Origin of the sequence: Olivibacter sp. XZL3 (genome assembly GCF_004368405.1) — a bacterium.
Lineage (GTDB): Bacteria > Bacteroidota > Bacteroidia > Sphingobacteriales > Sphingobacteriaceae > Olivibacter.
Window position 1 is genome coordinate 16,016 of record NZ_SBJH01000010.1, and the last position, 23,384, is coordinate 39,399.

General features: G+C 42.5%; 23 protein-coding genes. 14 read left to right on the forward strand and 9 right to left on the reverse strand.

Annotation, left to right across the window (positions count from 1 at the left end; all coding sequences use genetic code 11):
- Positions 1-13: 13 nt before the first annotated feature.
- Positions 14-667, reverse strand: coding sequence for a tol-pal system YbgF family protein (locus tag EPX21_RS03750; RefSeq protein ID WP_134088334.1), 654 nt, complete (start codon positions 665-667; stop codon positions 14-16).
- A gap of 146 nt (positions 668-813) precedes the next feature.
- On the opposite strand from EPX21_RS03750, the gene EPX21_RS03755 reads away from it, so the two are divergent.
- Together EPX21_RS03755 and EPX21_RS03760 are read left to right on the forward strand one after the other, a co-directional pair.
- Positions 814-1,917, forward strand: coding sequence for a DNA replication/repair protein RecF (locus tag EPX21_RS03755; RefSeq protein WP_134088335.1), 1,104 nt, complete (start codon positions 814-816; stop codon positions 1,915-1,917).
- A 146-nt stretch (positions 1,918-2,063) separates the two neighbouring features.
- Positions 2,064-2,354, forward strand: a complete 291-nt coding sequence (locus tag EPX21_RS03760) for a DUF721 domain-containing protein (protein ID WP_134088551.1) — start codon at positions 2,064-2,066, stop codon at positions 2,352-2,354.
- On the opposite strand, the gene EPX21_RS03765 is transcribed toward EPX21_RS03760, so the two are convergent.
- From EPX21_RS03765 to EPX21_RS03775, 3 genes are read right to left on the reverse strand one after another with little or no spacing between them, the layout of a single operon-like run.
- Positions 2,349-2,861: a shikimate kinase gene (locus EPX21_RS03765; RefSeq protein ID WP_134088336.1), complete on the reverse strand. Its 513-nt coding sequence runs from the start codon at positions 2,859-2,861 to the stop codon at positions 2,349-2,351. The two genes, EPX21_RS03760 and EPX21_RS03765, sit on opposite strands and share 6 nt — an antisense overlap.
- Before the next feature lie 12 nt (positions 2,862-2,873).
- Positions 2,874-4,058: a BT_3928 family protein gene (locus EPX21_RS03770; protein WP_134088337.1), complete on the reverse strand. Its 1,185-nt coding sequence runs from the start codon at positions 4,056-4,058 to the stop codon at positions 2,874-2,876.
- A 6-nt stretch (positions 4,059-4,064) separates the two neighbouring features.
- On the reverse strand, positions 4,065-4,625 hold the full coding sequence (locus EPX21_RS03775; protein ID WP_134088338.1) for a DUF1599 domain-containing protein: 561 nt from the start codon (positions 4,623-4,625) through the stop codon (positions 4,065-4,067).
- Positions 4,626-4,845: 220 nt separating this feature from the next.
- Between EPX21_RS03775 and folP the strand changes: the two genes are divergently transcribed.
- Together folP and EPX21_RS03785 are read left to right on the forward strand one after the other, a co-directional pair.
- Positions 4,846-5,703, forward strand: coding sequence for a dihydropteroate synthase (gene folP, locus EPX21_RS03780; protein ID WP_134088339.1), 858 nt, complete (start codon positions 4,846-4,848; stop codon positions 5,701-5,703).
- A 1-nt stretch (position 5,704) separates the two neighbouring features.
- Positions 5,705-6,721, forward strand: coding sequence for a YCF48-related protein (locus EPX21_RS03785; RefSeq protein ID WP_166670671.1), 1,017 nt, complete (start codon positions 5,705-5,707; stop codon positions 6,719-6,721).
- A gap of 64 nt (positions 6,722-6,785) precedes the next feature.
- Here the strand turns inward: EPX21_RS03785 and EPX21_RS03790 are convergent, their stop codons facing one another.
- Positions 6,786-7,931: an MFS transporter gene (locus tag EPX21_RS03790; protein WP_134088341.1), complete on the reverse strand. Its 1,146-nt coding sequence runs from the start codon at positions 7,929-7,931 to the stop codon at positions 6,786-6,788.
- A gap of 61 nt (positions 7,932-7,992) precedes the next feature.
- Entirely contained in the window at positions 7,993-9,111 is a 1,119-nt protein-coding gene (locus tag EPX21_RS03795) for a M42 family metallopeptidase (protein ID WP_134088342.1), read from the reverse strand.
- Positions 9,112-9,371: 260 nt separating this feature from the next.
- Between EPX21_RS03795 and EPX21_RS03800 the strand changes: the two genes are divergently transcribed.
- Positions 9,372-10,340, forward strand: coding sequence for an isopenicillin N synthase family oxygenase (locus EPX21_RS03800; protein WP_134088343.1), 969 nt, complete (start codon positions 9,372-9,374; stop codon positions 10,338-10,340).
- Positions 10,341-10,414: 74 nt separating this feature from the next.
- On the opposite strand, the gene EPX21_RS03805 is transcribed toward EPX21_RS03800, so the two are convergent.
- A complete protein-coding gene (locus EPX21_RS03805; RefSeq protein ID WP_134088344.1) occupies positions 10,415-11,851 on the reverse strand; it encodes an NAD-dependent succinate-semialdehyde dehydrogenase in 1,437 nt (478 codons plus the stop codon).
- A 198-nt stretch (positions 11,852-12,049) separates the two neighbouring features.
- On the opposite strand from EPX21_RS03805, the gene EPX21_RS03810 reads away from it, so the two are divergent.
- Positions 12,050-13,057, forward strand: coding sequence for a DUF4271 domain-containing protein (locus EPX21_RS03810; RefSeq protein WP_134088345.1), 1,008 nt, complete (start codon positions 12,050-12,052; stop codon positions 13,055-13,057).
- A gap of 21 nt (positions 13,058-13,078) precedes the next feature.
- The gene (locus tag EPX21_RS03815; protein WP_013668429.1) at positions 13,079-13,843 is read left to right on the forward strand and encodes a uroporphyrinogen-III synthase; all 765 of its coding nucleotides are present in this window, start codon (positions 13,079-13,081) and stop codon (positions 13,841-13,843) included.
- Between the two features lie 136 nt (positions 13,844-13,979).
- Here EPX21_RS03815 and uvrC read toward each other — a convergent pair whose 3' ends face one another.
- Positions 13,980-15,779, reverse strand: coding sequence for an excinuclease ABC subunit UvrC (uvrC, locus tag EPX21_RS03820; RefSeq protein WP_134088346.1), 1,800 nt, complete (start codon positions 15,777-15,779; stop codon positions 13,980-13,982).
- Positions 15,780-15,781: 2 nt separating this feature from the next.
- A complete protein-coding gene (locus tag EPX21_RS03825; protein WP_134088347.1) occupies positions 15,782-18,022 on the reverse strand; it encodes a transglycosylase domain-containing protein in 2,241 nt (746 codons plus the stop codon).
- A gap of 431 nt (positions 18,023-18,453) precedes the next feature.
- Between EPX21_RS03825 and EPX21_RS03830 the strand changes: the two genes are divergently transcribed.
- From EPX21_RS03830 to atpA, 7 genes are all read left to right on the forward strand, one after another.
- Positions 18,454-18,684, forward strand: a complete 231-nt coding sequence (locus EPX21_RS03830) for an AtpZ/AtpI family protein (RefSeq protein ID WP_134088348.1) — start codon at positions 18,454-18,456, stop codon at positions 18,682-18,684.
- A 19-nt stretch (positions 18,685-18,703) separates the two neighbouring features.
- Positions 18,704-19,093 carry a hypothetical protein gene (locus tag EPX21_RS03835; RefSeq protein WP_134088349.1) on the forward strand — a complete coding sequence of 130 codons (390 nt, stop codon included), beginning with the start codon at positions 18,704-18,706 and terminating at the stop codon, positions 19,091-19,093.
- Between the two features lie 14 nt (positions 19,094-19,107).
- On the forward strand, positions 19,108-20,280 hold the full coding sequence (gene atpB, locus EPX21_RS03840) for a F0F1 ATP synthase subunit A (RefSeq protein WP_134088350.1): 1,173 nt from the start codon (positions 19,108-19,110) through the stop codon (positions 20,278-20,280).
- A gap of 42 nt (positions 20,281-20,322) precedes the next feature.
- A complete protein-coding gene (atpE, locus tag EPX21_RS03845; protein WP_105727133.1) occupies positions 20,323-20,526 on the forward strand; it encodes an ATP synthase F0 subunit C in 204 nt (67 codons plus the stop codon).
- A 118-nt stretch (positions 20,527-20,644) separates the two neighbouring features.
- Positions 20,645-21,139 (forward strand): F0F1 ATP synthase subunit B, encoded by a 495-nt coding sequence (locus tag EPX21_RS03850; RefSeq protein ID WP_134088351.1) that lies wholly within the window; start codon positions 20,645-20,647, stop codon positions 21,137-21,139.
- Between the two features lie 19 nt (positions 21,140-21,158).
- Positions 21,159-21,695 (forward strand): ATP synthase F1 subunit delta, encoded by a 537-nt coding sequence (gene atpH, locus EPX21_RS03855; RefSeq protein ID WP_134088352.1) that lies wholly within the window; start codon positions 21,159-21,161, stop codon positions 21,693-21,695.
- A 46-nt stretch (positions 21,696-21,741) separates the two neighbouring features.
- Positions 21,742-23,316: a F0F1 ATP synthase subunit alpha gene (gene atpA, locus EPX21_RS03860; protein WP_134088353.1), complete on the forward strand. Its 1,575-nt coding sequence runs from the start codon at positions 21,742-21,744 to the stop codon at positions 23,314-23,316.
- Positions 23,317-23,384: the final 68 nt, after the last annotated feature.

A 23,384-nucleotide genomic window follows, 5' to 3' on the forward strand; every position in this document is an offset into this window, starting at 1 on the left:
TTTTGTGTTACGCTTATCGGGCCTCACAGCGGGCGATATAACCATCGATGATGGAAGCCTCGTAGCTTTGAGGATAGTCGCTTTTGATTTTTTGATAGCTCTCCAATGCCGATTTATAGTCGTTCTGTGCTTCGTATATTAACCCCAATTTTTTCAGGAATAACGGTGCAGTAAATGAATTATCACTTTTATTTGCTGCTTTTTTGTATTGGTCAGCCGCCTTTTTATAGTCTTTCAGTTCGGTATATGCATCCCCCAATAAACCAGTCACTAAAGGATCCAAAACAGGACTCCCTGTTTCTGAATATTTTGAAAGCGCATTTACGGCCTCTTGGTATTTGCCCTGACGCAAATATAAGCCACCCAAATAAGCATTTGCCACGTTTGCCGATTTGGTGTTGGAATATTCTTCAGCAATCTCTTTGAAACCGGGGTAGGAGCCGTCGCCGTCGATGGCCCGGCCTTGAAGCGAATCTATCATGGCATACTCTTCGGCTTTAAACATTTCGTTCGTTGCTCTTTCTGCTCTTGGTGCCAGATAAAAGCGTTGGTATCCAATATAAAGTAAAATTAAAACAACAATACCGATTGCAATAAATGCCAGACTTTTCTGATTATCGCGGATAAAATTTCCTGTTCCGCCGTTTTTCGTATTATTAACGCTCACGTTATTTTTTGGTTAATTTGAGTTCAGTTTTTTAAGATTGCAAAAATACATTTTTAAACCTTAGATACAAGAGACAAGCGCAAAAGATTTTTGCCGCCTTACAGCTGATTTGTGTCTTGCTTCTTATTTATCTATGTTTGTATGTTATGTGGGTGAAAGAATTAACGGTTATTAATTTTAAAAACTATGAGGAGGCTTCGTTAATATTTGCCCCCGGTGTGAACGCGTTTACCGGTGATAATGGTGCAGGTAAAACGAATATATTGGATGCGCTACACTATTTGTCATTATGTAAAAGTTATTTTAACCCGATCGATTCACAACAGATTAAACAACAAACTGATTTTTTCATGGTACAGGGTGTGTTTGAAAAGGGGGATCAAGAGGATATCTTGGCCTGCAGTTTAAAGCGGAACCAAAAAAAACAGTTTAAAAAGAATAAAAAGGATTATCAGCGTTTGGCAGATCATATCGGGGCCTATCCACTTGTGATGATTTCTCCGAACGATTCGGTAATCATTTCCGAAGGCAGTGAGGAGCGGCGCAAGTTTATAGACAACGTGATTTCGCAAACAGACAATCGCTATTTAGACGACCTGATTCTCTATAATAAGTATTTACAAAGAAGAAATAGCTTGTTGAAGCAGCAAGCATCCAGTAAAATTTATGATGACGATCTGCTCAGTGTATACGATGAGCAACTGGCACAAGTGGGCGAACAGCTATTTGAAAAGAGAAAACTGTTCATACAACCCTTTATACGGATTTTCAATCAACATTATCAATATTTAACGAATGATGCCGAGCCCGTGGAGCTTAATTACGAATCTCAGCTGTTTGGAAACAGCTTGATGGATCTGCTAAGCCGCGCTATTCAAAAAGATCGGGCGTTGGAACGCACCACCGTAGGTATTCACAAGGATGATCTGTTGTTTTCCATCCACGGCATGCCATTGAAGAAATTTGGCTCACAAGGGCAACAAAAGTCATTTTTAATAGCTCTCAAACTGGCGCAATACACCTTCTTGTGTGAGAAAAAGGGTTTCAAGCCGCTGCTGCTGCTCGACGATATCTTCGATAAATTAGACGATAAACGTACAAGAAAGCTGATGGAAATGGTGTCTCATGATGATTTCGGCCAAATCTTCATTACCGATACCAGCGCCGAGCGTGTTCAAAGCACTTTCCGCGGTATTGATGTCGATGTGCGCATTTTTACCGTGTCGAGCGGCAAAATCAACGCAGTATAAAGCCCTTATCCAGCATAGAAAAAACGAAGAGCTGAAAGGATTAGCGCGAACCGGCCGGTGTACGTGTAAAGCTGCGTTGTGGAAAACTTTTATCCGAATTGATGCCGCTATTCGTAACTTTGGATTTCGATAATTCAATATACCTCATGGGCCGTACAAATGATAAAACCTTGAAAGAAGCGATCAATCAATACTTAGACGCACTTAAGTTGCGAAGGAAGTTTGATGAGACTTCTATATTGGCTGCCTGGCCAGAACTCATGGGGGTTGCAATCGCCAATCGTACGCGGCAATTATTTATCCGCGACAAGAAATTGTTTGTGCGGGTAGAGTCGGCCGTTATAAAAAACGAACTGATTTTAATGCGTTCTCAGATTATTGGTAAATTAAATGAATATGTCGGACGGGTGGTAATCGAAGATGTGGTGATCCTATAGCTCCAAATTTTTAATAAGCGCATCAATGTTGAGGTCTAAGACATTAACATGATGATGTGCCTGCATATAAAAAGGGTGCCGATGTTGCATCCTTTCCTCTATAAAGCCAACGAGTTCCTCTTCATTTAGATGTTGTATCAGCGGACGCTTATTTTTTTTGCTGTCTGCTAGTCGCTTCGCCAATGCCCCTGTGGGCATCTGAAGATAGATTGTTATACCGTGGCTATTCATCCACTCCATATTGTCGAAGAAACAAGGAGCTCCGCCTCCCGTGGCTATAACCGCTGGCTCCGAGATAGCAAGATTTTGGAGGATTTCTCTTTCTTTAAATCTGAAAGCTTCTTCGCTATGTTCTTTAAAATATGCTGTAATAGACAGGCCCACCTGTTCTACAAATAGTTCGTCCAGATCAACGAAAGGTCTGTTGAGCGCGCGGGCTAACTTTTTGCCATTGGTCGTTTTCCCGACACCCATAAATCCGACTAGAAAAACATGTTTCTTTAACATGAAGGACAACGATTAATCTAAGTGTTCAAAATAAGCCTGCGCTAAGGCTTCAAAAGATGGTAGCGTATGGTAATGCCATTTTTTGATTACCGTGCCATTTTTTAATAAAATAATGCCCGGATTAGCTCTCACCATGCTCTTTAAGGGAATAGCATCAGCAAAAAAGGTTTCTGCATATAACTTCATTTTGCTGTCTAATTCATTCACCTGTTGCGCTGTATTAGCGGTGAGTAATACCGTTCGAATGTTATATTGCTCCGTCGCCTGCTTCGCCAACTCGTTTATCTTTTGCAGTCCTGTTGGGTTTGAATAGTCTAAATTGTAAGCGACAAATACGAGGTTATAATAAGGGTTTTCGATAATCTCCTTTGTATGATCCACTCCCTGAGCATCGGTAATGTTCAAGTCTTTAATCGGCGCTTGATACCCTTCTTTTATCAGACGGCTTGTCGGCTCGCCTATAACTTCCCAATTTTCATCTTTCCAGAGCTCCTCTTGCAAATAAACCTTATCAGTTACCGATTTGGTTTCCTTTGTTTCCTTATGCTGTAGCGTATAAGTGATTTCATATTCGTCCATAGGAGCGCCCTTCGGGATGTGCATGAGCGCCGGTAGATTATTTCCTTCCTTATAAGGAAGGAAGTCAATGAATGGCAGAAAATTAAATGTATAAATTCCTATGCCCAAGCTAAAAACAATGGCGGCGGAAAGTGTAAGAATTTGGCTGATCTCATTGGAGAATACAGGGTGTATTCTTTTTCTGTTAAAGAAGATAACAAGAATAAAAAATAGTAAGATCAAGTCCTTTGTAAAAGACTGCCAAGGTGTCAACTTGATGGCATCTCCAAAGCAACCACAGGAGGTTACTACGTTAAAAAAAGCAGAATAAAATGTGAGAAAGGTGAAAAATACAATCAATAACAGGAGTCCGAGTGCTACTTTCCTGCCGTATAAACCGAATAATAACAGTATACCCAGCACCATCTCTAAACTGCATAAAAAGATAGCAATGGCAACAGCATAATCGTTTAGGAAGGCTAAATGAAAGACTTCGAAGTACTCTTGTAGCTTGTAACCAAAGCCGATGGGGTCGTTCGCTTTAATGAGTCCCGAAAAAATAAATAGGCAGCCAACGAACAGGCGGGAGAATGTCAATAGATAGGAACTTTTACTTTGCTTTGCAATGGCGGCGTTCATAGCATTTTAGGTGTTTGGAATTTGTTCAGCCTTCGGATCCGTTAATTTAATAAGCGCAAAAACAGCATAGTTGAGCATATCCTGATAATTTGCCTTTACGCCCTCAGAAGCGATGGTCCATCCGCTATTATCTTCAATTTGCTTAACCCTGAAGATTTTCATCAGAATTAAATCAGTGAGGGACCCTATGCGGAGATCCCGCCATGCTTCTCCATAATCGTGATTTTTTGAAAGCATGAGGTCTTTTGTTTCCTTGATATACCGGTCATACAGCTCTTTTACCGTGTTTAAGGCTAGATTTTCCTCCGCATCGGGCGGTAACTCGAGTTGAATCATCGCGATGACGCAATAATTGATAATGCCCACATACTCCGAAGGGATATCGTCAGCAATTTTAGAAAACTTATTTTCTTCAATGGTCCGGATGCGTTGTGCTTTTATAAAAATTTGATCTGTAATTGAAGGAAGCCGCATAATACGCCATGCCGTACCGTAATCGGCAGCCTTTTTTAAAAACAATTCTTTACATTGTGCAATGATAGCGTCGTATGCCGTTGAAGTATTCATTTAATTTTATTCACTTATTTTTTCGTCCTGTGAAAGTTCTTGTGCAAACCTAACACAAAAAAATATCTATTTCGAATATATCGATTTGAAAATAAAAAAAAACACTTCTTGGTGGAAAATGCAAGTTATTGCATCGTAAACGCTTTTTCTCTAAGTTTGCAAAAGTACGGAAGGGCTATAATCACTAGCTATATCGTCGGTACTCAATAAACAAGTGGATATGAAATTTCTCAATGTTGGCGGTAAGTTAATGGATTTATGTGTTCCGAAGATTATGGGAATACTGAATATGACCCCTGACTCTTTCTTCGACGGCGGAAGACACAATAGGTTAACTGACGCCTTAGAAAGGGTGGGTACGATGTTGACGGAAGGCGCAGATGTCATTGATATTGGTGGCTATTCGTCCAGACCCGGGGCACCTATAGTAAGCGTACAAGAAGAGCTGGATCGATTAATGCCGGTTGTCGAAGCTATTCGGCAGTCGTACCCCGACGCGGTATTGTCCATTGATACCTTTCGGGCCGAAGTTGCAGCGGCGGCCGTTCAAGGCGGCGCCCATTTGATAAATGACATCGGGGGAGGAAATCTAGATGAAAATATGTTTCCTACCATTGCAAAATTGGGGGTGCCTTATATTCTTATGCATAGCAGAGGAACTCCTGAAACGATGCAGCATGAAACCGATTACAAGGACGTTGTGAACGATATTATCGACGACCTTACTAAAAAGATAGCAGTGTTGCGGGCTCTGGGCGTAAAGGATATGCTGGTGGATCCCGGTTTCGGCTTCGCCAAAACATTAGAACAAAACTATCTGTTATTGAGTAAAATTAACGAATTAAAGGTTTTAGGACTCCCAATATTGGGCGCGTTGTCCCGAAAATCTATGATTTATAAACTATTAAATAAGGCTCCCCAGGATGCCTTAAATGGTACAAGCGTCTTACATACCGTGCTGTTAATGAAGGGGGTGGAAATGATACGGGTACACGATGTACGGGAAGCGGTAGAGGTGAGGGAGCTTGTCATGCAAATTAAGCCTAAAGATTTTGAAAGGAGTTTACACGATGCATAGCATGTTACTTTCTCTTGTTATTTTATTTACCGTCGGCACATTGAAGGGACAACAATTCAAGTTGGAAATGTTGCAAGAGGGTAAAGATGTGAGCTTTAGGGGAATGTCCATCCCAAGTGACAGCGTTGCGTGGATCAGCGGAACCAAGGGGACGATTGTAAAAACAACGGACGGAGGCGAAAATTGGACTTGGCTTAAGACGGAAGGCTACGAAGATTTTGATTTCCGATCAATCGTGGCTTTTTCAGATAAAAAGGCAATCATCGTTAATGCGGGCAGTCCAGCGGTTATTTTATTGACAGAAGACGGGGGGACGTCGTGGAAAAAGGTGTATAGCTACGATGCGAAAGAAATATTTTACGATGGCATTAGTTTTTGGGATGATAAAAAAGGTATTGTATTTGGTGATCCTATTGAAGGCAAATTACAGCTCCTTGTGACAGAGGACGGCGGGAATACCTGGATGAATATCAGCGATGACGCCAATGTTCAAATGAAGGACGGGGAAGCCGGTTTTGCCGCCAGTGGCAGCAGTATAAGGACGGCAGGAAATGGTTTAGTTTGGATTGGCACGGGGGGCACGCAGGCCCGTTTGCTCTTTTCTTACAATTATGGCCAGTCATGGACGAGCTATCGGGTACCTATTGAACAGGGGGAAGAATCTCAAGGCATCTTTTCACTGGCAATTAATGATCAGAAGCAACTTATAGCGATAGGAGGTGATTACAAAAACTTTAGGAATAATAACAATATCATTCAACTATCCACTAACGGGATGAATTGGAATGCACCAAAAACAAGGCTTTCGGGCTATAAATCCTGTGTTGATTTTGTTGATGACACTTTTGTGCTTGCCACAGGCACATCGGGTACCGACTTTTCCGTAGATGGGGGACAGTCGTGGAAGTTGCTCGATGAAAAAAGCTTTCATGTAGTTAGAGCTTCAGAAAGTGGTAAACTGGTTTTACTGGCCGGCGACAAGGGTAATATTTATCGCATGGTGAAGGACATTAAGTAAGAAGAAAGGGTTTCGTTGTCGGCGGTATTGCCTATTCAAAATTCAAAAGTAACCTGCCTACCGCCTATTTCCGTTTCATATTAACGACGGCATTACATACTATTAGGCTCGCAGTACCTAAGCAAAATACGCTCCAACCGCCCAAGTTGAACAGAAAGATTCCAATAGCTGAGCCAATCGCTCCACCGATAAACGTGGACGTCATAAAGACCGTATTGAAGCGATTTCTGGCCGCGGGATTTAATGAATAGATGAGCGTTTGATTGCTAATTTGCAGTGCTTGATGGCCTATATCCAATAAAATAATACCAAGAACGATTAAAATGATTTTACTTCCGGTGAAATAAAATGCGGCATATCCGAGTAACTGTGCGAGTAAACCCAGCAAGGAAATATTTCTTACTACTGTAACCGCACCACTGCTTCTTTTTCCAATCAAGGGTGCGGCGAGGGCGCCGGAAGCGCCTATGATGCCAAATAAACCGATCTCAACGGTGTTGTATTCAAAAGGTTTGGCCGCTAAGAAAAGTACCATAGTGACCCAAAAGGCGCTCATGCTTGCAAATGACAAAGCATTGCTTAATGAGGCTATACGCAGTTGCGGATAAGTTTTTATATAGTAGACTACCGATCGCATTAACTCACTGTAGGTGCCATGGTAAGTCGGTTTACTTGCAGGAAATACACGCTGTATAATTAAAACCAGCAGAAAACAGATCGTCGCGGCGGTATAGTACATTTGTCGCCATCCGAAAGCGTGACCTATATAACCGCTTAGCGATCGTGAAGAGACTATTCCGATCAGTAAGCCACCCATTACCAAACCAATCACACTGCCTCTCTTTTCATCCGTCGTCAAGCTTGCTGCAAGCGGAATAATCAATTGAGGCACGATGGAAAACAAACCGATGAGAAAGCACAATATCTGTAGAAGAAGGAACGACTTGGTAAAGGCCGCCCCTAAAAGAACAATGACCGAAAAAGTCGTTGTAACGACGATCTGTTGCTTCTTTTCTAATAGGTCGCCAAGCGGAACGAATAGGAGCAGGCCGGCTGCATAGCCTAATTGTGTAATATAGGTGATGCTGCCGGCTTCTGCTTCACGAATGCCAAAATCGTGCGCAATAAGCGGTAGTAATGGTTGACAGTAATAAAGATTGGCAACAACGAGACCACAGCAAATGGCCATAAATAACGTTAAATACTTCATCCGGATGAGCGTGAATATCTCGCATGTTACGCGTTTAACTTGGCAAACGAGATGAATTTGTTTAGTTTGCGAAACTTCTGAAGTCTTGACTCGGATTAATTTTCAATAACACCTCATAAATCAACCGGATTACATTGTCTACATCCTCTTTGTGGATCATTTCAACGGTTGTGTGCATGTACCGTAAAGGTAGTGATACCAGCACAGAGGGCACACCTCCATTTGAATAAGCAAAAGCGTCGGTGTCGGTGCCAGTTACCCTGGACGAAGCCTGACGTTGAAACGGTATTCCCCGCTCAACAGCCGTATCAATCAAAAGTTTGTTCAGATTAATTTGAACAGACGGCGCGTATGAGACGACGGGTCCCTTTCCACAAGCTAAATCACCTTGTGTTACCTTATTAATCATTGGGGTTTGCGTGTCATGTGTTACGTCCGTAATGATAGCCGCATTGGGTTTAATGGTTTGTGTAATCATTTCGGCACCCCGCAGGCCAACCTCTTCCTGGACGGCATTGACGATGTATAGTCCAAAAGGAAGTTTCTTTTTGTTTTCTTTGAGTAAGCGGGCTACTTCTGCAATCATAAAACCGCCGGCGCGATTGTCTAAGGCGCGCCCTACATAATAACGGTCGTTCAGCACCATAAATTCATCTTCATACGTGATAACCGAGCCGACATGGATGCCAAGCGCTTCCACTTCTTCCTTACTTGTACACCCGCAATCCAAGAAAATATTTTTCAAAGACGGCGCTTCTTCTTTTTCACCGCCTCTTGTATGGATGGCAGGCCAGCCGAATACAGCTTTGACGATACCCTTTTCACCGTGTATATTCACCCGTTTAGAAGGAGCAATCTGATGGTCGGAGCCACCGTTTCTAATGACATATAGAAGGCCCTCGTTGGTAATATAATTGACAAACCAAGAAATTTCGTCTGCATGTGCTTCAATCACTACTTTATACGAGGCTTCGGGATTAATAACGGCTACCGCTGTCCCATAATGATCGGTAAATGTTTCGTCTACGTAAGGTTTGATGTAATCCAGCCAAAGCCGTTGCCCTTCCCATTCATAACCGGTAGGCGAAGGGTTATTAATATATTTTTCAAAGAACTTTAATGTTTTTTCGGTTACAACCGTTGTGTGATGCTGTTCGTTGTTTTTTTCTGATTTTGCCATATACGTGATGTTCTTAATAAAAGAAAGGCTTTTACTGCCAGCGACCAAAAGTACAAAGTTTTCAGTAATAACCGGAGTTCGTCTATTCTTTATGAGCTCAGAAATTAATATTCGATCTCCGGTTAATATTACCCCGAGTCGGCTGTTGGCCAAGTTCTGTTTAGGGTAAAGGGCAAAATGCATGCGGATGCTAAACTTTTGTTTGTAATATCACGTTTTATTAAAGAGCTTTGTACCTTAGATTCATTAAGAACCACGCTATGCTTGATACAACGATTAATATCCCTCGCCTTGATTTATTAAATTTCACGGAAGGAACCGCGGAGCAACGAAAACAGTTTTCGGATGATATTGGCAAGGCCTTTACAGAAACCGGCTTTGTAACGATTGCGAATCACGGGTTGAATAAAGAGCTCATTGCAGAATTGTATGAGGTCGTTAAACAGTTTTTTTCATTGCCTGAAGAAACGAAAAGGGCTTACGAGAAACCTGGACTTGCCGGACAGCGCGGTTACACTGCAAAAGGACGGGAAAAAGCAAAGGACGCCAAAACGCCGGATTTAAAGGAATTTTGGCAACGCGGACAAACGATCCTTGGAGATGAAGAACTGCGAAAATCATATCCGGAGAACGTGGAAGTACGGGAATTGCCCCGGTTTAATGCGGTAACTGCAGAAGTTTATCGCCGATTGGAAACAGCCGGACGAGCGCTGCTGAAAGCAATTGCTAACTTTTTAGGCTTAAACGAAGACTACTTCGAAGAAAAGGTGATCAATGGCAATTCCATATTGCGGGCGATACATTATTTTCCTATAGAGAATCCAGACGAGATTGCGCCAGATGCGGTAAGAGCAGGAGCCCACGAAGATATTAATTTGATAACCCTATTGATTGGTGCGAGTGCTGACGGACTGGAAGTATTGACAAGAAACGGCACCTGGTATCCCGTCAAAGCCCATGGTGACGACATCGTGGTCAATGTAGGTGATATGTTGCAACGGCTTACTAACAATAAGTTAAAATCCACTACGCATCGAGTGGTTAATCCGCCGAAGGAATTAATGAAGACCTCCCGCTATTCAGTACCTTTCTTTTTACATCCCAAGGCAGACATGAGCTTGGCTGCTTTGGAAAATTGTATAGATTCAACACATCCAAAAATCTATCCCGACTGTACGGCCGGTGAGTATTTGGATGAGCGTCTGCGGGAGATCGGATTAAAAATGTAGTTTGTAAGGTACAAGGCATGAGCAGTGTGGTGTAAGGTGATTCGCCTTATACCTTCATGCCTTAGGCCTTATACCTATAAACCAAAGCACAGATATTTAATCTCCATATATTCATCGATTCCGTATTTAGAACCTTCCCGGCCTATTCCCGATTCCTTAATTCCACCGAAAGGTGCAACGGCGGTTGAGATTGCTCCTTCATTTATGCCCACCATACCGGCTTCCAAAGCCTGTGCTACCCGCCAACAGCGCTTGACGTTGTCGCTGTAAAAGTAGGCGGCCAATCCATATTCCGTGCTATTGGCAAGTGCGACGGCCTCATCCTCTGTTTTAAATCGAAATAAGGAAACAACAGGTCCGAATGTTTCTTCCTTTGCAATCTTTGCCTCTAAGGGGATGTCTCCCAATACGGTCGGTTCGAAAAACAGCGCGTTTTTATGTTTTCCACCGGTGAGTACACTCGCACCTTTTTCAATTGCATCCTTTACATGATTTTCCACCTTTTCCAGCCCTTTTTGATTAATTACAGGCCCTACTTTAACCCCTTTTTCTAAACCGTTACCTACCTTGAGTTGATTAACAGCCTCGGTGATGCGTTCGGCAAACTGATCGTAAACACCCTCTTGTACCAAGAATCTGTTGACGGCTACGCAAGTCTGGCCAGCATTTCGAAATTTAGCGGCAATGGCTCCTTTTACCGCGGCCTCTATATCAGCGTCATCAAATACAATAAAGGGTGCATTGCCTCCAAGCTCCAACGAAATTTTTTTAACAGTAGAGGCGGCATGTTGCATAAGTGTTTTGCCGACGGCTGTTGAGCCAGTGAACGATATCTTTCGTATTTTGTCGTTTGTAGCGAGTAGCTTGCCGATTCCCTCTGCGTCTTTTCCTGTTACTACATTGAAAACACCCTTCGGAAGGCCAGCCGCTAATGCGAGGTGGGCAACGGCAATAGCCGTAAGGGGTGTTTGCGAGGCCGGCTTTAAAACGACGGTGCAGCCAGCCGCCAAAGCTGGCGCAACTTTTCTTGTCACCATCGCTAAAGGGAAGTTCCAAGGAGTGATAGCTGCACATACGCCCACGGGCTGTCGTAATACAACAATCTGTTTATCCGCCGTCGGAGACGGGATCTGATCTCCGTAAGTACGATAGGATTCTTCGGCAAACCAGCTAACGAATGAGGCTCCATAAGTCACTTCAATTTTACTTTCTTCCAGAGGTTTGCCCGACTCCACGGTCATGATTTCTGCAATTTCATCCGTGTGTTTGATCATCAAGTCATGCCATCGTTTTAAAATGGCGCTACGTTCAGCAATAGGCGTTGTTCTCCATGAAGGCCATGCTTCTTCCGCACTGTTTATCGCTCGTTCAATATCTTTAAGTCCTAAATCGGCTACTGATACAATCGCCTCTCCAGTTGCCGGGTTAACGACATCGAAGGTTTTTTTGCCTATAAACTCTTCACCGTTTATAAATGCAGCGCCGTTAATTAATTTATTTCTCGTTTTCATGCAAATGTTTTTTGATTGAAGGGATGATACCATGAATATTAAGTGTAACACTAATTTTGTCCCCTGGTTTTCATCGTTAAGACGCTAAGTTGCCCCTTTTTTACAGACTGACCATTACTTCGCTAAAGTATCGATTTATTCTATTTCTTTACAACGGAAACAGCTAACTTTGCAGTTCATAATTCCATTCAAAAATAGATGCTTAAGATACGGCTGGTTTTTCTGTTACTTGTTGGTTATATTTTATTTACAGCCCATACTGTTCAGGATACCACTTTCCGTAAGCCGGCAACGCCGTCTTTAAAGTATTTAGTACAGGATTCGGCACGTTTTGCCCGGGCACTTGAAAAGCAACGTGTAAAAGATTCGTTAGAAAGAAGGGCTGACTCACTGGCGCTGCTGCGCGATTCCATACGGATGATGTATATAAAGCCATTGCCAATGGACAGTAAAAACCAGTTTTTGGATAGCCTTAAGAAGGTTTACATCATTGACGACGGAAATACGCTTTTGTGGGGAAAGCATGTTGCCTACACCGGTAGTAAGCAGCTCGGAGCGCGAAAGGTTTACCGGCCCCGATGGATATTATACGCCGTGTTTGCACTGTTTTTGTTTTTTGCCCTGATCCGCCTGTCTTTTATGAAAGATTTGGAGGCAATTGCAACTTCATTTTATAACAACAGGGTATTGCTACAGATAAGTAAAGAGGACAATTTAATAACTTCTTGGCCCTTTGTGTTTTTATACCTGTTGTTTGGCTTTACCATCGGGCTGTTCCTATATTTATATAGCGTTTATGGGCAGCTTCAATTTAGTCATTCGCCAATGAGCGTCTTTTTCACCATAGCGGCATTGGTGTTGGTATTATCGGTAGTCAAAATTTTAATAACAAGAGCTATCGGTTTCGTGTTTGGTATTCAAAAATTGGTTAGGGACTATATTTCTATATTATATTTAAGTTATTTTAATGCAGCAATAATCTTTCTTCCTTTACTTTTGGTCTTAAGTTTGGCTCCTACGGAGTATATAAGAGTCTGGCTAATAGTTTCTTGCTTGGTAGGACTCTTGGTCTTTGCTATGCAACTTTTAAGAGCCTCCAATACCGTCTTAAAAAGCTACCAATTTTCAAAGTTTTATTTATTTATTTATCTTTGCACCCTCGAAGTTGGTCCAATACTTATTTTGATCAAGTTATTAGGCATTTAACCGAAACTAAAATAAACACACGTGGCAGCAGAAGATAGAGAAAAAAAAGTAAAAAGTATCTTAGTAACCTTACCGAGACCTGAGAACGATAAATCGCCTTACTTTGCCTTGGCTAGTAAATATAATTTGAAGCTGGATTTCAGAGCGTTTATTCACGTTGAAGGCGTCCCTGCAAGGGAATTTAGAAAAGAAAGGATTAATTTAGCGGACTTTACTGCCGTTATCTTTACCAGTAGAAATGCGGCAGATCACTTTTTTAGGATATGTGAGGAGATGCGTTATGAGGTTCCGGCTGACCTAAAATACTTTTGTTTATCGGAAACAATAGCGCTTTATTTGCAAAAGTACATTCAATACAGAAAGCGCAAAATCTTTTTCGGAAAACAAACGGCTCAAGATTTAGAGGAAGTGTTGAAAAAACATGCGAAAGAGAAATTTCTTTATCCCTGCTCGGATGTAGCTAACGAGGAAACCCAAAATTGGCTGCAAGAGAACGGTTACGATTTTACTCCTGCTGTACTGTTTAGAACAGTTGTAAGTGACTTGTCGGATCTGGCTAATGTCTTTTATGATATTATCGTGTTTTTCAGTCCGTCAAGCATCCAGTCGCTGTTCGAAAATTTCCCAGACTTTAAACAAAATGACACGCGTATTGCGGCGTTCGGTCCGAGTACACATCAAGCAATAGCGGACAGGAACCTTATACTGGACATTGCGGCACCGACGCCCGAGGCGCCAAGCATGACGATGGCCGTTGAACAATACATAAAGAAGGTAAATAAATAAGCTTGGTTCACACAAACCGGCCATAAAAAAGAGCAGGATCAAAAAAGATGCTGCTCTTTTTATTGTTTAAGGAAGCATGCATTCTGTTGATTCTTCAGCTCGATAGAAGGAAGGCCGCAGAACAGATCGGACGGAGCTAAGTATTGAAATAGGACAATAGGGCTTCAGCTTGCTTCGTGTTGACAATCTGAAGGAGCTGCTCTTTAGACGCTTCCCTGATCTTCTTAACAGATTTAAAGGCGACCAATAATTTTTCTGCACTGGTCTTTCCGATCCCTGGAATCTGTTCGAGCTCCGTTTGAAAAGTCTTTCGACTTCGCTGATTCCGGTGGAAGGTGATACCAAAGCGATGGGCTTCATCCCGTAAATGCTGGATTATTTTCAGCGTTTCTGATCGCTTATCCAAATACAAAGGGTATTGATCCCCGGGATAATAAAGCTCTTCCAGTCGTTTGGCAATGCCGATAACCGTAACCTGCGAGTCAATTCCGAGTTTTTTTAGACTTTTAAGGGCTGCGGACAATTGTCCCTTACCGCCATCAATAATAATCAGCTGCGGTAGGGGTGTTTCCTCTTCCAACATGCGTTTATACCGCCGGAATACTGCCTCTTCCATGGTGGCGAAATCGTTCGGGCCCTCTACGGTCTTAACGTTGAAATGCCTGTAATCTTTTTTAGATGGTTTAGCATCTTTGAATACCACAATGGCCGATACCGGATATTTCCCCTGAAAATTTGAATTGTCAAAACATTCAATATGCCGGGGTAATACATTGAGCCGTAGGTCACTTTTCATTTTATTGAGAAGTCGTTCCGTTTTCACTTCTGGGTTTAGCTTTTCATACTGATCGAGCTTTTCCCGCTTAAAAAAACTTACGTTTTTAAAAGAAAGGTCCAGTAGTTTTTTCTTATCCCCTAACTGCGGAATCGTTTGTTTAAAATTTGGACTTTCAACATCCAGCATAAAAGGAACGATAATTTCTTTTGAGGTGCTATTAAAGCGGGTTCGAAGTTCCTGAACCGCTAAACTGAGTAATTCCTGATCGCTTTCATCCAAGCGTTTTTTCAACTCCAGGGTCTGCGTTTGTATCACTGTTCCGTTCATTACCTTCAGAAAATTAACAAAGGCATAACCTTCTTCAGAAGCAATGTTGAATACATCTACATCGTTTATGGTGTTGCTTACAATGGTAGACTTGCTTTGGTAGTTGTCCAGCAGCTCTAATTTCTGTTTCAAAACATGCGCCAGCTCAAACTGGAGATTATGGGTTGCCTGTTCCAGGTTAGCCTTCAGTTGTTTGAATACCAGGCCTGTTTTTCCGTTCAGAATGTCTTTAATGCTCTCGATATTTTGGTTGTATTCCTCTTCACTTTGGTAAGCTTGGCAGGGGCCTTTGCAGTTTCCTATCTGATATTCCAGACAGACCCTAAATTTTCCCTGTTCAATATTTTTTGGTGTTAAGGGCAGATTACAGGTACGTAGCGGAAAAATTTCTTTAATTACGCTGAGAATAGCGTGCATCATTCCAACGGAAGCGTACGGGCCAAAATATTTAGAACCGTCTTTGATGATTCTCCGCGTCCAGAAAACGCGCGGAAACGGTTCATTTTTGATGACAATCCAGGGGTAGGTCTTGTCGTCTTTCAACATGACGTTATACCGCGGCTGATGCTTTTTGATGAGGCTGTTTTCGAGTAGCCAGGCATCTATTTCAGTGTCAACAATAGTAAAGGTAATATTATTGATTTTCCTTACGAGTATGCGCGTTTTCGCGTTAAGCTGATACTCGTCCTTTACAAAATAGGAGCTTACTCTATTTTTTAAGTCCTTCGCTTTCCCGATATAAATGAGCGTGCCCTGTTTGTCATAATACTGATAGACACCCGGCTTGTGTGGTATTTTTTTTAACTCTTCCCGATAATCAAATGCATCCATAGCTAAAAATCCAGTCGATCATCAATCTTTCGCTCCTCTTCTGATGGGTACTCATATTGATACTTACCGCAATCCAGTTCCCTTTGCAGACCACCGGGAGGCAATTCAAAATCACCTTGGCTATAGTTCAAGTTTTTATCAGCATATACCTTTTGCATATAGATGGCGAACATAGGGAGAGCGGCATTGGCGCCCTGACCAAGCGAAGTAGAACTAAAATGGATGGATCGCTCATCCGCACCCGTCCATACGCCACTGACTAACTGAGGTGTTACACCGATAAACCAGGCATCGGAATTGGCTTGGGAAGTCCCGGTTTTTCCGCCGATTGGATTCAGTAATTTATATTTCCACCGAATTCGCCCGCCCGATCCATTTTGCACTACACCTTTTAGCATATCTACCATCACGTAGGCCGATTGATCATTCATCACTACTTTGACCTTTTTTGTATGTTCGTAAATCAAAGCACCGTTTTTGTCTTCTATGCGTAAGAGATAGATGGGCTCGGTCCAAACGCCGTGATTAACAAAGGTGGAATAGGCACCTACCATATCATAAACCGAAGCGTCGAAGGTTCCCAACGCGATGGAAGGATAGGCCGGTACTTCTGAAGTGATGCCCATGTTCTTGATCAGGTTGGCTACATTTTGTGCACCGACACGCTGGATAACGTCAGCAGTGGCCCAGTTTTGCGAATTGGCAAGTGCTGTTTTAAGCGTAATGGGGCCTGCAATTGTGCTCTCGCTCTTCGGCTCCCATCCGTCGACGTTGATCGGCGTATTAGGTACTTTAAAACACGGCGAGTAACCGTTGTCAATCGCTACGGCATACGTAAAAGGTTTGGCAGTAGAGCCGACCTGACGCGTACCCATTTTTACTTGGTCGTATTTATAGTGGGAGAAGTTAATGCCACCTACCCAGGCTTTTACATATCCTGTTTGCGGCTCCATAGACATCATGGCATTCCGAAGGATCAATTTATTATATTTAATGGAATCGAGCGGTGTCATGGTGGTATCCAAATCGCCCTTCCAACTGAACACCGTCATCTTAACCGGAGTGTTAAAATGTTCTTTAATTTCGTCTTCAGAAAAGTCTCCCTGTTTTAACCACCGGTAGCGGTCGGACTGTTTTACCGCCCGGTCAAGCAGGGTTTCCAGCCCCTTAAACGGATCCCTGCCCTTGTACTGGTTGTTAAAAGTAACCTGTAGGTCGCGCATCATTTCTTTCTGCGCTTCTTCAGCATGGATTTGCATCCGGGAGTCGATGGTGGTGTATATTTTTAATCCATCACGGTCCAAATCGTACGGCGTTCCGTCCGCCTTGGTAATAGATAGCTTATTAAAGATGTTCTTAATGTCGCTTTTTAATACGGCTCTCAAATATGGCGCAACACCGTCGCCATATACATTGGGACGGAAAGCCAGTCCCAAGGGCTGCTCTTTATAAGACGCCGCTTGTTCGGAGGTAATGAAACCCGCTTTGCGCATATTATCCAATACCGTGTTTCGTCTGTTCAATGAATTTTTTGGATAGCGGATAGGTGAATAAATCCCTGGTCCTTTTAGCATACCCACCAAAACGGCTGCTTGTGCCGCGTTTAGTTGAGAAGGCGTGGTGTTGAAATAAGTGCGCGCAGCCGATTTGATACCATACGTGTTATAGGCGCCAAAATCGACCGTATTCAAATACATCGTGAGTATTTCCTCCTTGGTGTAATTGCGTTCCAGGCGCACAGCTATAATCCACTCTTGAAGTTTTTGGATAAATCGCTTGGAAAAAGACCGCGCTCTACCTTCCTCCTGAAAAAGATTTAACGCTAATTGTTGAGTAATGGTACTGGCCCCTTGTTTTTTACCGATGAGGTTATAAAAAAGAATGGTAAAAGTACGTTTGAAATCAATGCCCGAATGGGTGTTGAAGCGTATGTCTTCCGTAGCTATTAGTGCCTGTATCAGTGCAGGAGACAATTCTTTATAGGTCACATTTGATCGGTTTTGAACGTAGTAGGTGCCTAATACAACACCGTCGGCCGAGATGATTTCGGAAGATAAATTGCTTTTAGGGTTTTCAAGATCCCGGAACGAAGGTAATTCGCCGAACAAGCCAAGGCCTACACTGGTAAGAAATAAGGAACCTAAGATAATGAGCCCAACAACTATCTTCCAAAAGGAAAAGGTGTAGCGCTTTATGTCGTCGTTCGTTAGTTTATTGTTTTGTTTTTTCGTGTTTCTTTGCATTTGTCTATACGCCTTTATCGTTGTTCTAGGTATTTAGTGATGTAATCGTTCATTTGTCCAAATCGCTAAGCTCGTAAAAATTGAGTGTCGTAATAATGAACGTCTCGTAGGTGGCCGATGGTATTTTCATGCTGTTTTTTAGTTCTGCTGTTAGCCTCCAACTAAAACCCAATTCGGGCTATTTAGTGTGGATAGGCTTGTCTATAAATCGCCTTCCGCCTGTGTTAATATTCATTACTGCAAATTTCTGTCCTGCAAAGATAATCTATTCGAATCAATATAGCTCAAATGTTGTTTTATCAGTGGGCGATTACGGCATGGGGTTCGATTTCGCCGTTGGGAGTTAAAGGGCGACGGCCTACCTGTACTGCACATGTTGAAGCGATATATATGTCGTATAAAATGCCTAAGTTTGCATTTTCAAGGAATAAATGAATCCTAAGCGAGATAAAACAGATTGGCAAAAGGACGGCAAAGCGTACGTCTACTATACGGGATTAGGGTTCCAGATGATTGCTACTATAGGCGTATTTGCATTCATTGGATATAAGGTTGATATGGCAAAGGCGGGCGAAGTCGGAATTTACACCGGTTTGCTTTCGCTGTTGGGTGTTTGCATCAGTTTATATTATACCATTCGTTCGGTTCTGAAGAGAAAATAAGAGACCTTAGTAAGACAGCATGACATTGTTCAGATTCACGATTCGCTATATAATTTTCGGCTTCGTATTGGGTCTGTTTTCTTGGATGCTTGCGATGCTTTTTCCCAAACATGAGCTGTTCGTGTCAAATTATTGGATCATTTTTCTTTTTCTTTTTCTACTCACTTATATCGCCTACTTCATTTCGGATTTCGGATTGAAAAAGACCCCACAAATGGGGGTTGTGGCTATCATGGGAGGGATTATATTGAAGCTGCTCTTTGCGTTGTCCTTCTCTTTGGTGATTCTGACTAAAACCGCTGAAAACCAGCTAGTTTTTGTGCTGAATTATTTTTCTTTATATTTATTATTTACACTCTTTGAAGTTATGTGTTTGTTGCGTAACTTGCGCGACCAAAATAATAAGTAAAAATCACGGAATAGATGAAATTTAGCCACTTTTTGACTTCAAAAAAATCAGGAATACTTGCGTTTTTTGCCGTTTTCTTCGCGTTTTTGAATGCCAGTGCCCAAAATCATGATCATGACCAGCAGGTCGATTCAGCCGCAATAGAACAGGCCGAAATAGGTCATCATGAAAGCCATGAAGAGAAGGAGTTTGATATTACTAGTTTTATCTTCCATCATATAGGCGATTCGCACGAATTCCATTTTTGGGGGCATGGTGAAAGCTGGACGGGTTTATACTTGCCGGTTATTCTTTACACCCATAACGGCTTAGTTTGTTTCAGTGCAAAGGAGTTTCATTTGAATGATGATGGTAGTGTCGTGGTAGAAAAGGACGGTATGCGTTTTGCTCGCTCACACGGAAAAATCTATTATGCTGCGGAGGGGGCCGAGCACGGCAGTTATGTGCATCATGAAAAAAATGCGAAAGGAGAGGAGGTCGTAACCAATCTCCGTCCGATCGACTTCTCCATTACTAAAAATGTGTTTACCCTCTTCTTATCGGTTGCTATTTTGCTCCTTGTTTTCTTGAGTGTGGCAAAAGGATATAAAAAACGGGAAGGAAAAGCCCCAAAAGGATTACAATCTGTATTGGAGCCGATCATTATTTTTGTGCGCGACGATATTGCTAAACCTAATTTAGGTCATAAGTATGAAAGATATATGCCCTATCTTTTAACAGTTTTCTTCTTTATATGGCTAAATAACATGTTAGGTTTAGTGCCTTTCTTTCCGGGAGGCGCCAATGTTACCGGCAATATTGCGGTTACGATGATCTTAGCCCTATTTACACTGCTTATTATACTATTCAGTGGCAATAAGTACTATTGGGGGCATATCTTTAATCCGCCGGTGCCTTGGTGGTTAAAGCCATTGATGATTCCTGTCGAGATTTTCGGAATCTTTACTAAGCCCTTTGCACTGATGATCCGTTTGTTTGCGAACATCACGGCAGGGCACATCCTGGTGCTGTCATTATTATGCCTCGTATTTATTTTTAAATCGTTGGCCGTAGCACCGGTATCAGTATTTTTTGTTGTGTTTATCGGCGCCATTGAATTATTGGTGGCCTTTATTCAGGCGTTCATTTTTACAATTCTATCTGCGCTCTTTATCGGAATGGCGATTGAAGAGCATGCTGACCACTAGAAATCATTAAACATTATTGTTAAACTAAATATATAAATTAAAATGACTGGAACATTAGCTGCAATTGGAGCAGGTCTGGCTGCGATAGGCGCTGGATTAGGTATTGGTAAAATCGGTGGTTCTGCAATGGAAAGTATCGCTCGCCAACCTGAGGCTGCTTCAAAAATTCAAACTGCGATGTTGATTGCTGCTGCCTTCATCGAGGCGGTTGCCTTATTCGCTGTGGTTGTTTCTTTAATTGCATAATTAAAGAAAACCAAATGAAACGAAAGAGCCTATGCTCGGGGTTGCCGTTTATAGGCTCTTTTCACAGACATTAGTAGACACTGTTTATATATAAAAAAGCACTTAATTAATACGCAATATGGACTTACTCATCCCAGAAGTTGGTTTAATTTTTTGGCATACCCTCTCGTTTTTGCTGCTCCTTTTTTTGCTGGCGAAATTCGCATGGAAGCCTGTTATGAAAGCAATCGGAGAGCGTGAGCGTTCTATCGAGCATGCATTGGACGCTGCAGAGAAGGCAAAGCAAGAAATGGCACGCTTAACCAGCGAAAACGAGCAACTGTTAAAGGAGGCGAGAGCCGAGCGCGACCTTATTCTGAAGGAAGCACGCGAAATAAAAGAGCAATTGCTTAAAGATGCCAAAGATCAGGCTCAACTCGAAGGAAATAGAATGATTGAAAAAGCACGCATCGAGATTAACAATCAAAAGGCTATCGCCATGGCGGATGTAAAGAACCAAGTTTCTAAACTGTCCTTAGAGATTGCCCGTAAAGTTTTACAGCAGGAGTTAGCTGATAAAAATAAACAAGACGCTTTAGTTGGTGAATTGTTGAAAGAAGTGAAATTAAACTAAGCAGCTAATCCCTAAAGATATGTCAGAATTTAAGGTTTCGTCTAGATATGCTAAGGCTTTATTGGATTTGTCAATAGAGCAAGGTGTGCTGGATCGGGTTCGGGACGAAGTAGCAGAATTTATAGCAATCATAAAAAGCCATAAAGAACTACAGTCGGTTTTAAAGAATCCGATTATCAAACAAGACAAGAAAATCAATATACTTACAGCCCTTTTTGGAGAGAAATTCAATCCAGTACTGATTGGCTTTTTTAAGATTATGGTGAATAAGGGACGTGGAGAAATTCTGTATGCGACTGCACAGGAATTTATCCAACAATATAATGCCTATAAAGGTATTGTGATTGCAAAGGTGAGTTCTGCAGCGCCACTGTCGGCCGAAAACGCCACGCAGTTAAAGCAACTGATTGCGTCTTCCATCGGCAAAGAGGTAATTATCGAAAGCTCGGTGAATGCCGATTTGATCGGCGGTTTTGTTGTAACCGTCGGTGATAGGCAAATAGACGCAAGTTTAGCAGGTCGCTTGAACAAATTAGACAGGGCTTTTCATGCCTAGGACAAAACAAAGGTTTAAACTTAGAAAAACATAAATTAAAGATAAAATGGTAGAGGTAAGACCAGATGAAGTATCGGCAATCTTAAGAGAGCAATTGTCGAACTTTAAATCAGAAGCCGAACTTGAAGAAGTGGGTACCGTACTCCAGGTGGGTGATGGTATTGCTCGGGTTTACGGCCTAACCAAAGTCCAATCGGGTGAATTGGTGGAATTCGAAAACGGATTACAGGGTATCGTACTTAACTTAGAGGAAGATAATGTTGGGGTGGTGTTGTTAGGACCATATGATGAGATTAAAGAAGGTGATACGCTGAAACGCACCAACAAGATCGCTTCAATCAATGTCGGTGAAGGTATGCTTGGACGTGTGGTGAATACGCTTGGACAACCAATCGATGGCAAAGGTCCGATTACCGGCAAAACTTACGAGATGCCGATCGAACGGAAAGCACCGGGCGTTATCTATCGTCAACCAGTAAACGAGCCCTTGCAAACGGGTATCAAGGCGATCGACGCGATGATTCCGATCGGCCGCGGACAACGCGAGTTGGTAATTGGTGACCGTCAGGTTGGTAAAACAGCGGTTTGTATCGACACCATTCTTAATCAAAAGGAATTTTTCGATGCAGGTCAACCTGTATATTGTATATACGTAGCCGTTGGACAAAAAAATTCGACCGTTGCGAACATCGTTCGTACATTGGAGGAAAAAGGAGCCATGGCTTATACGGTCGTAGTATCGGCTTCCGCTTCGGAACCAGCTCCTTTGCAGTTCTATGCACCAATGGCGGGAGCGGCAATCGGTGAGTTCTTCCGCGATACTGGTCGTCCGGCCTTGATCGTTTACGATGACTTGTCAAAACAAGCGGTAGCTTACCGTGAAGTGTCTTTATTGCTGCGTCGTCCTCCAGGACGTGAGGCCTATCCGGGAGATGTGTTCTATCTGCACAGTCGTCTTTTGGAACGTGCTGCGAAAATTAACGCGTCCGATGAGATTGCCCGTAATATGAATGACCTTCCGGAATCATTGAAAGATGTTGTCAAAGGGGGCGGATCATTAACCGCGTTGCCGATCATAGAAACGCAGGCAGGAGACGTATCTGCTTATATTCCGACAAATGTGATCTCCATTACCGATGGGCAGATTTTCTTGGAATCTAACCTGTTCAATGCGGGGGTAAGACCTGCTATTAACGTAGGTATCTCTGTATCGCGTGTTGGAGGTAGTGCGCAGATCAAGTCTATGAAAAAGGTTGCCGGTACCCTCAAGTTAGATCAAGCACAATACCGGGAGTTGGAAGCTTTTGCTAAATTCGGATCGGATTTGGACGCCGCTACCAAAGGAGTGCTCGACAAAGGGGTTAGAAACGTGGAGATTCTAAAGCAGGGCCAGTTTTCACCAGTGGCCGTAGAAAAGCAAGTGGCTATCATCTACGCTGGGGTAAAAGGCTTGTTCCGTAACGTGCCGGTAAATAAAGTGAGGGAATTCGAGTCGAACTACTTGCAACAACTGGAGTTGCGTCATCCTGAAGTACTTAAGGATTTAAAAGCAGGCAAGTTTACAGATGATATTACCGCTGTTTTAGATAAGGTGGCTAAAGAGATAGCTGCGAGTTATTAGATGGTTATGAGTTGCCAGTTGCGAGTTGCCAGTTTTCTTAACGTGCAAATCACACGCAACCGATAACT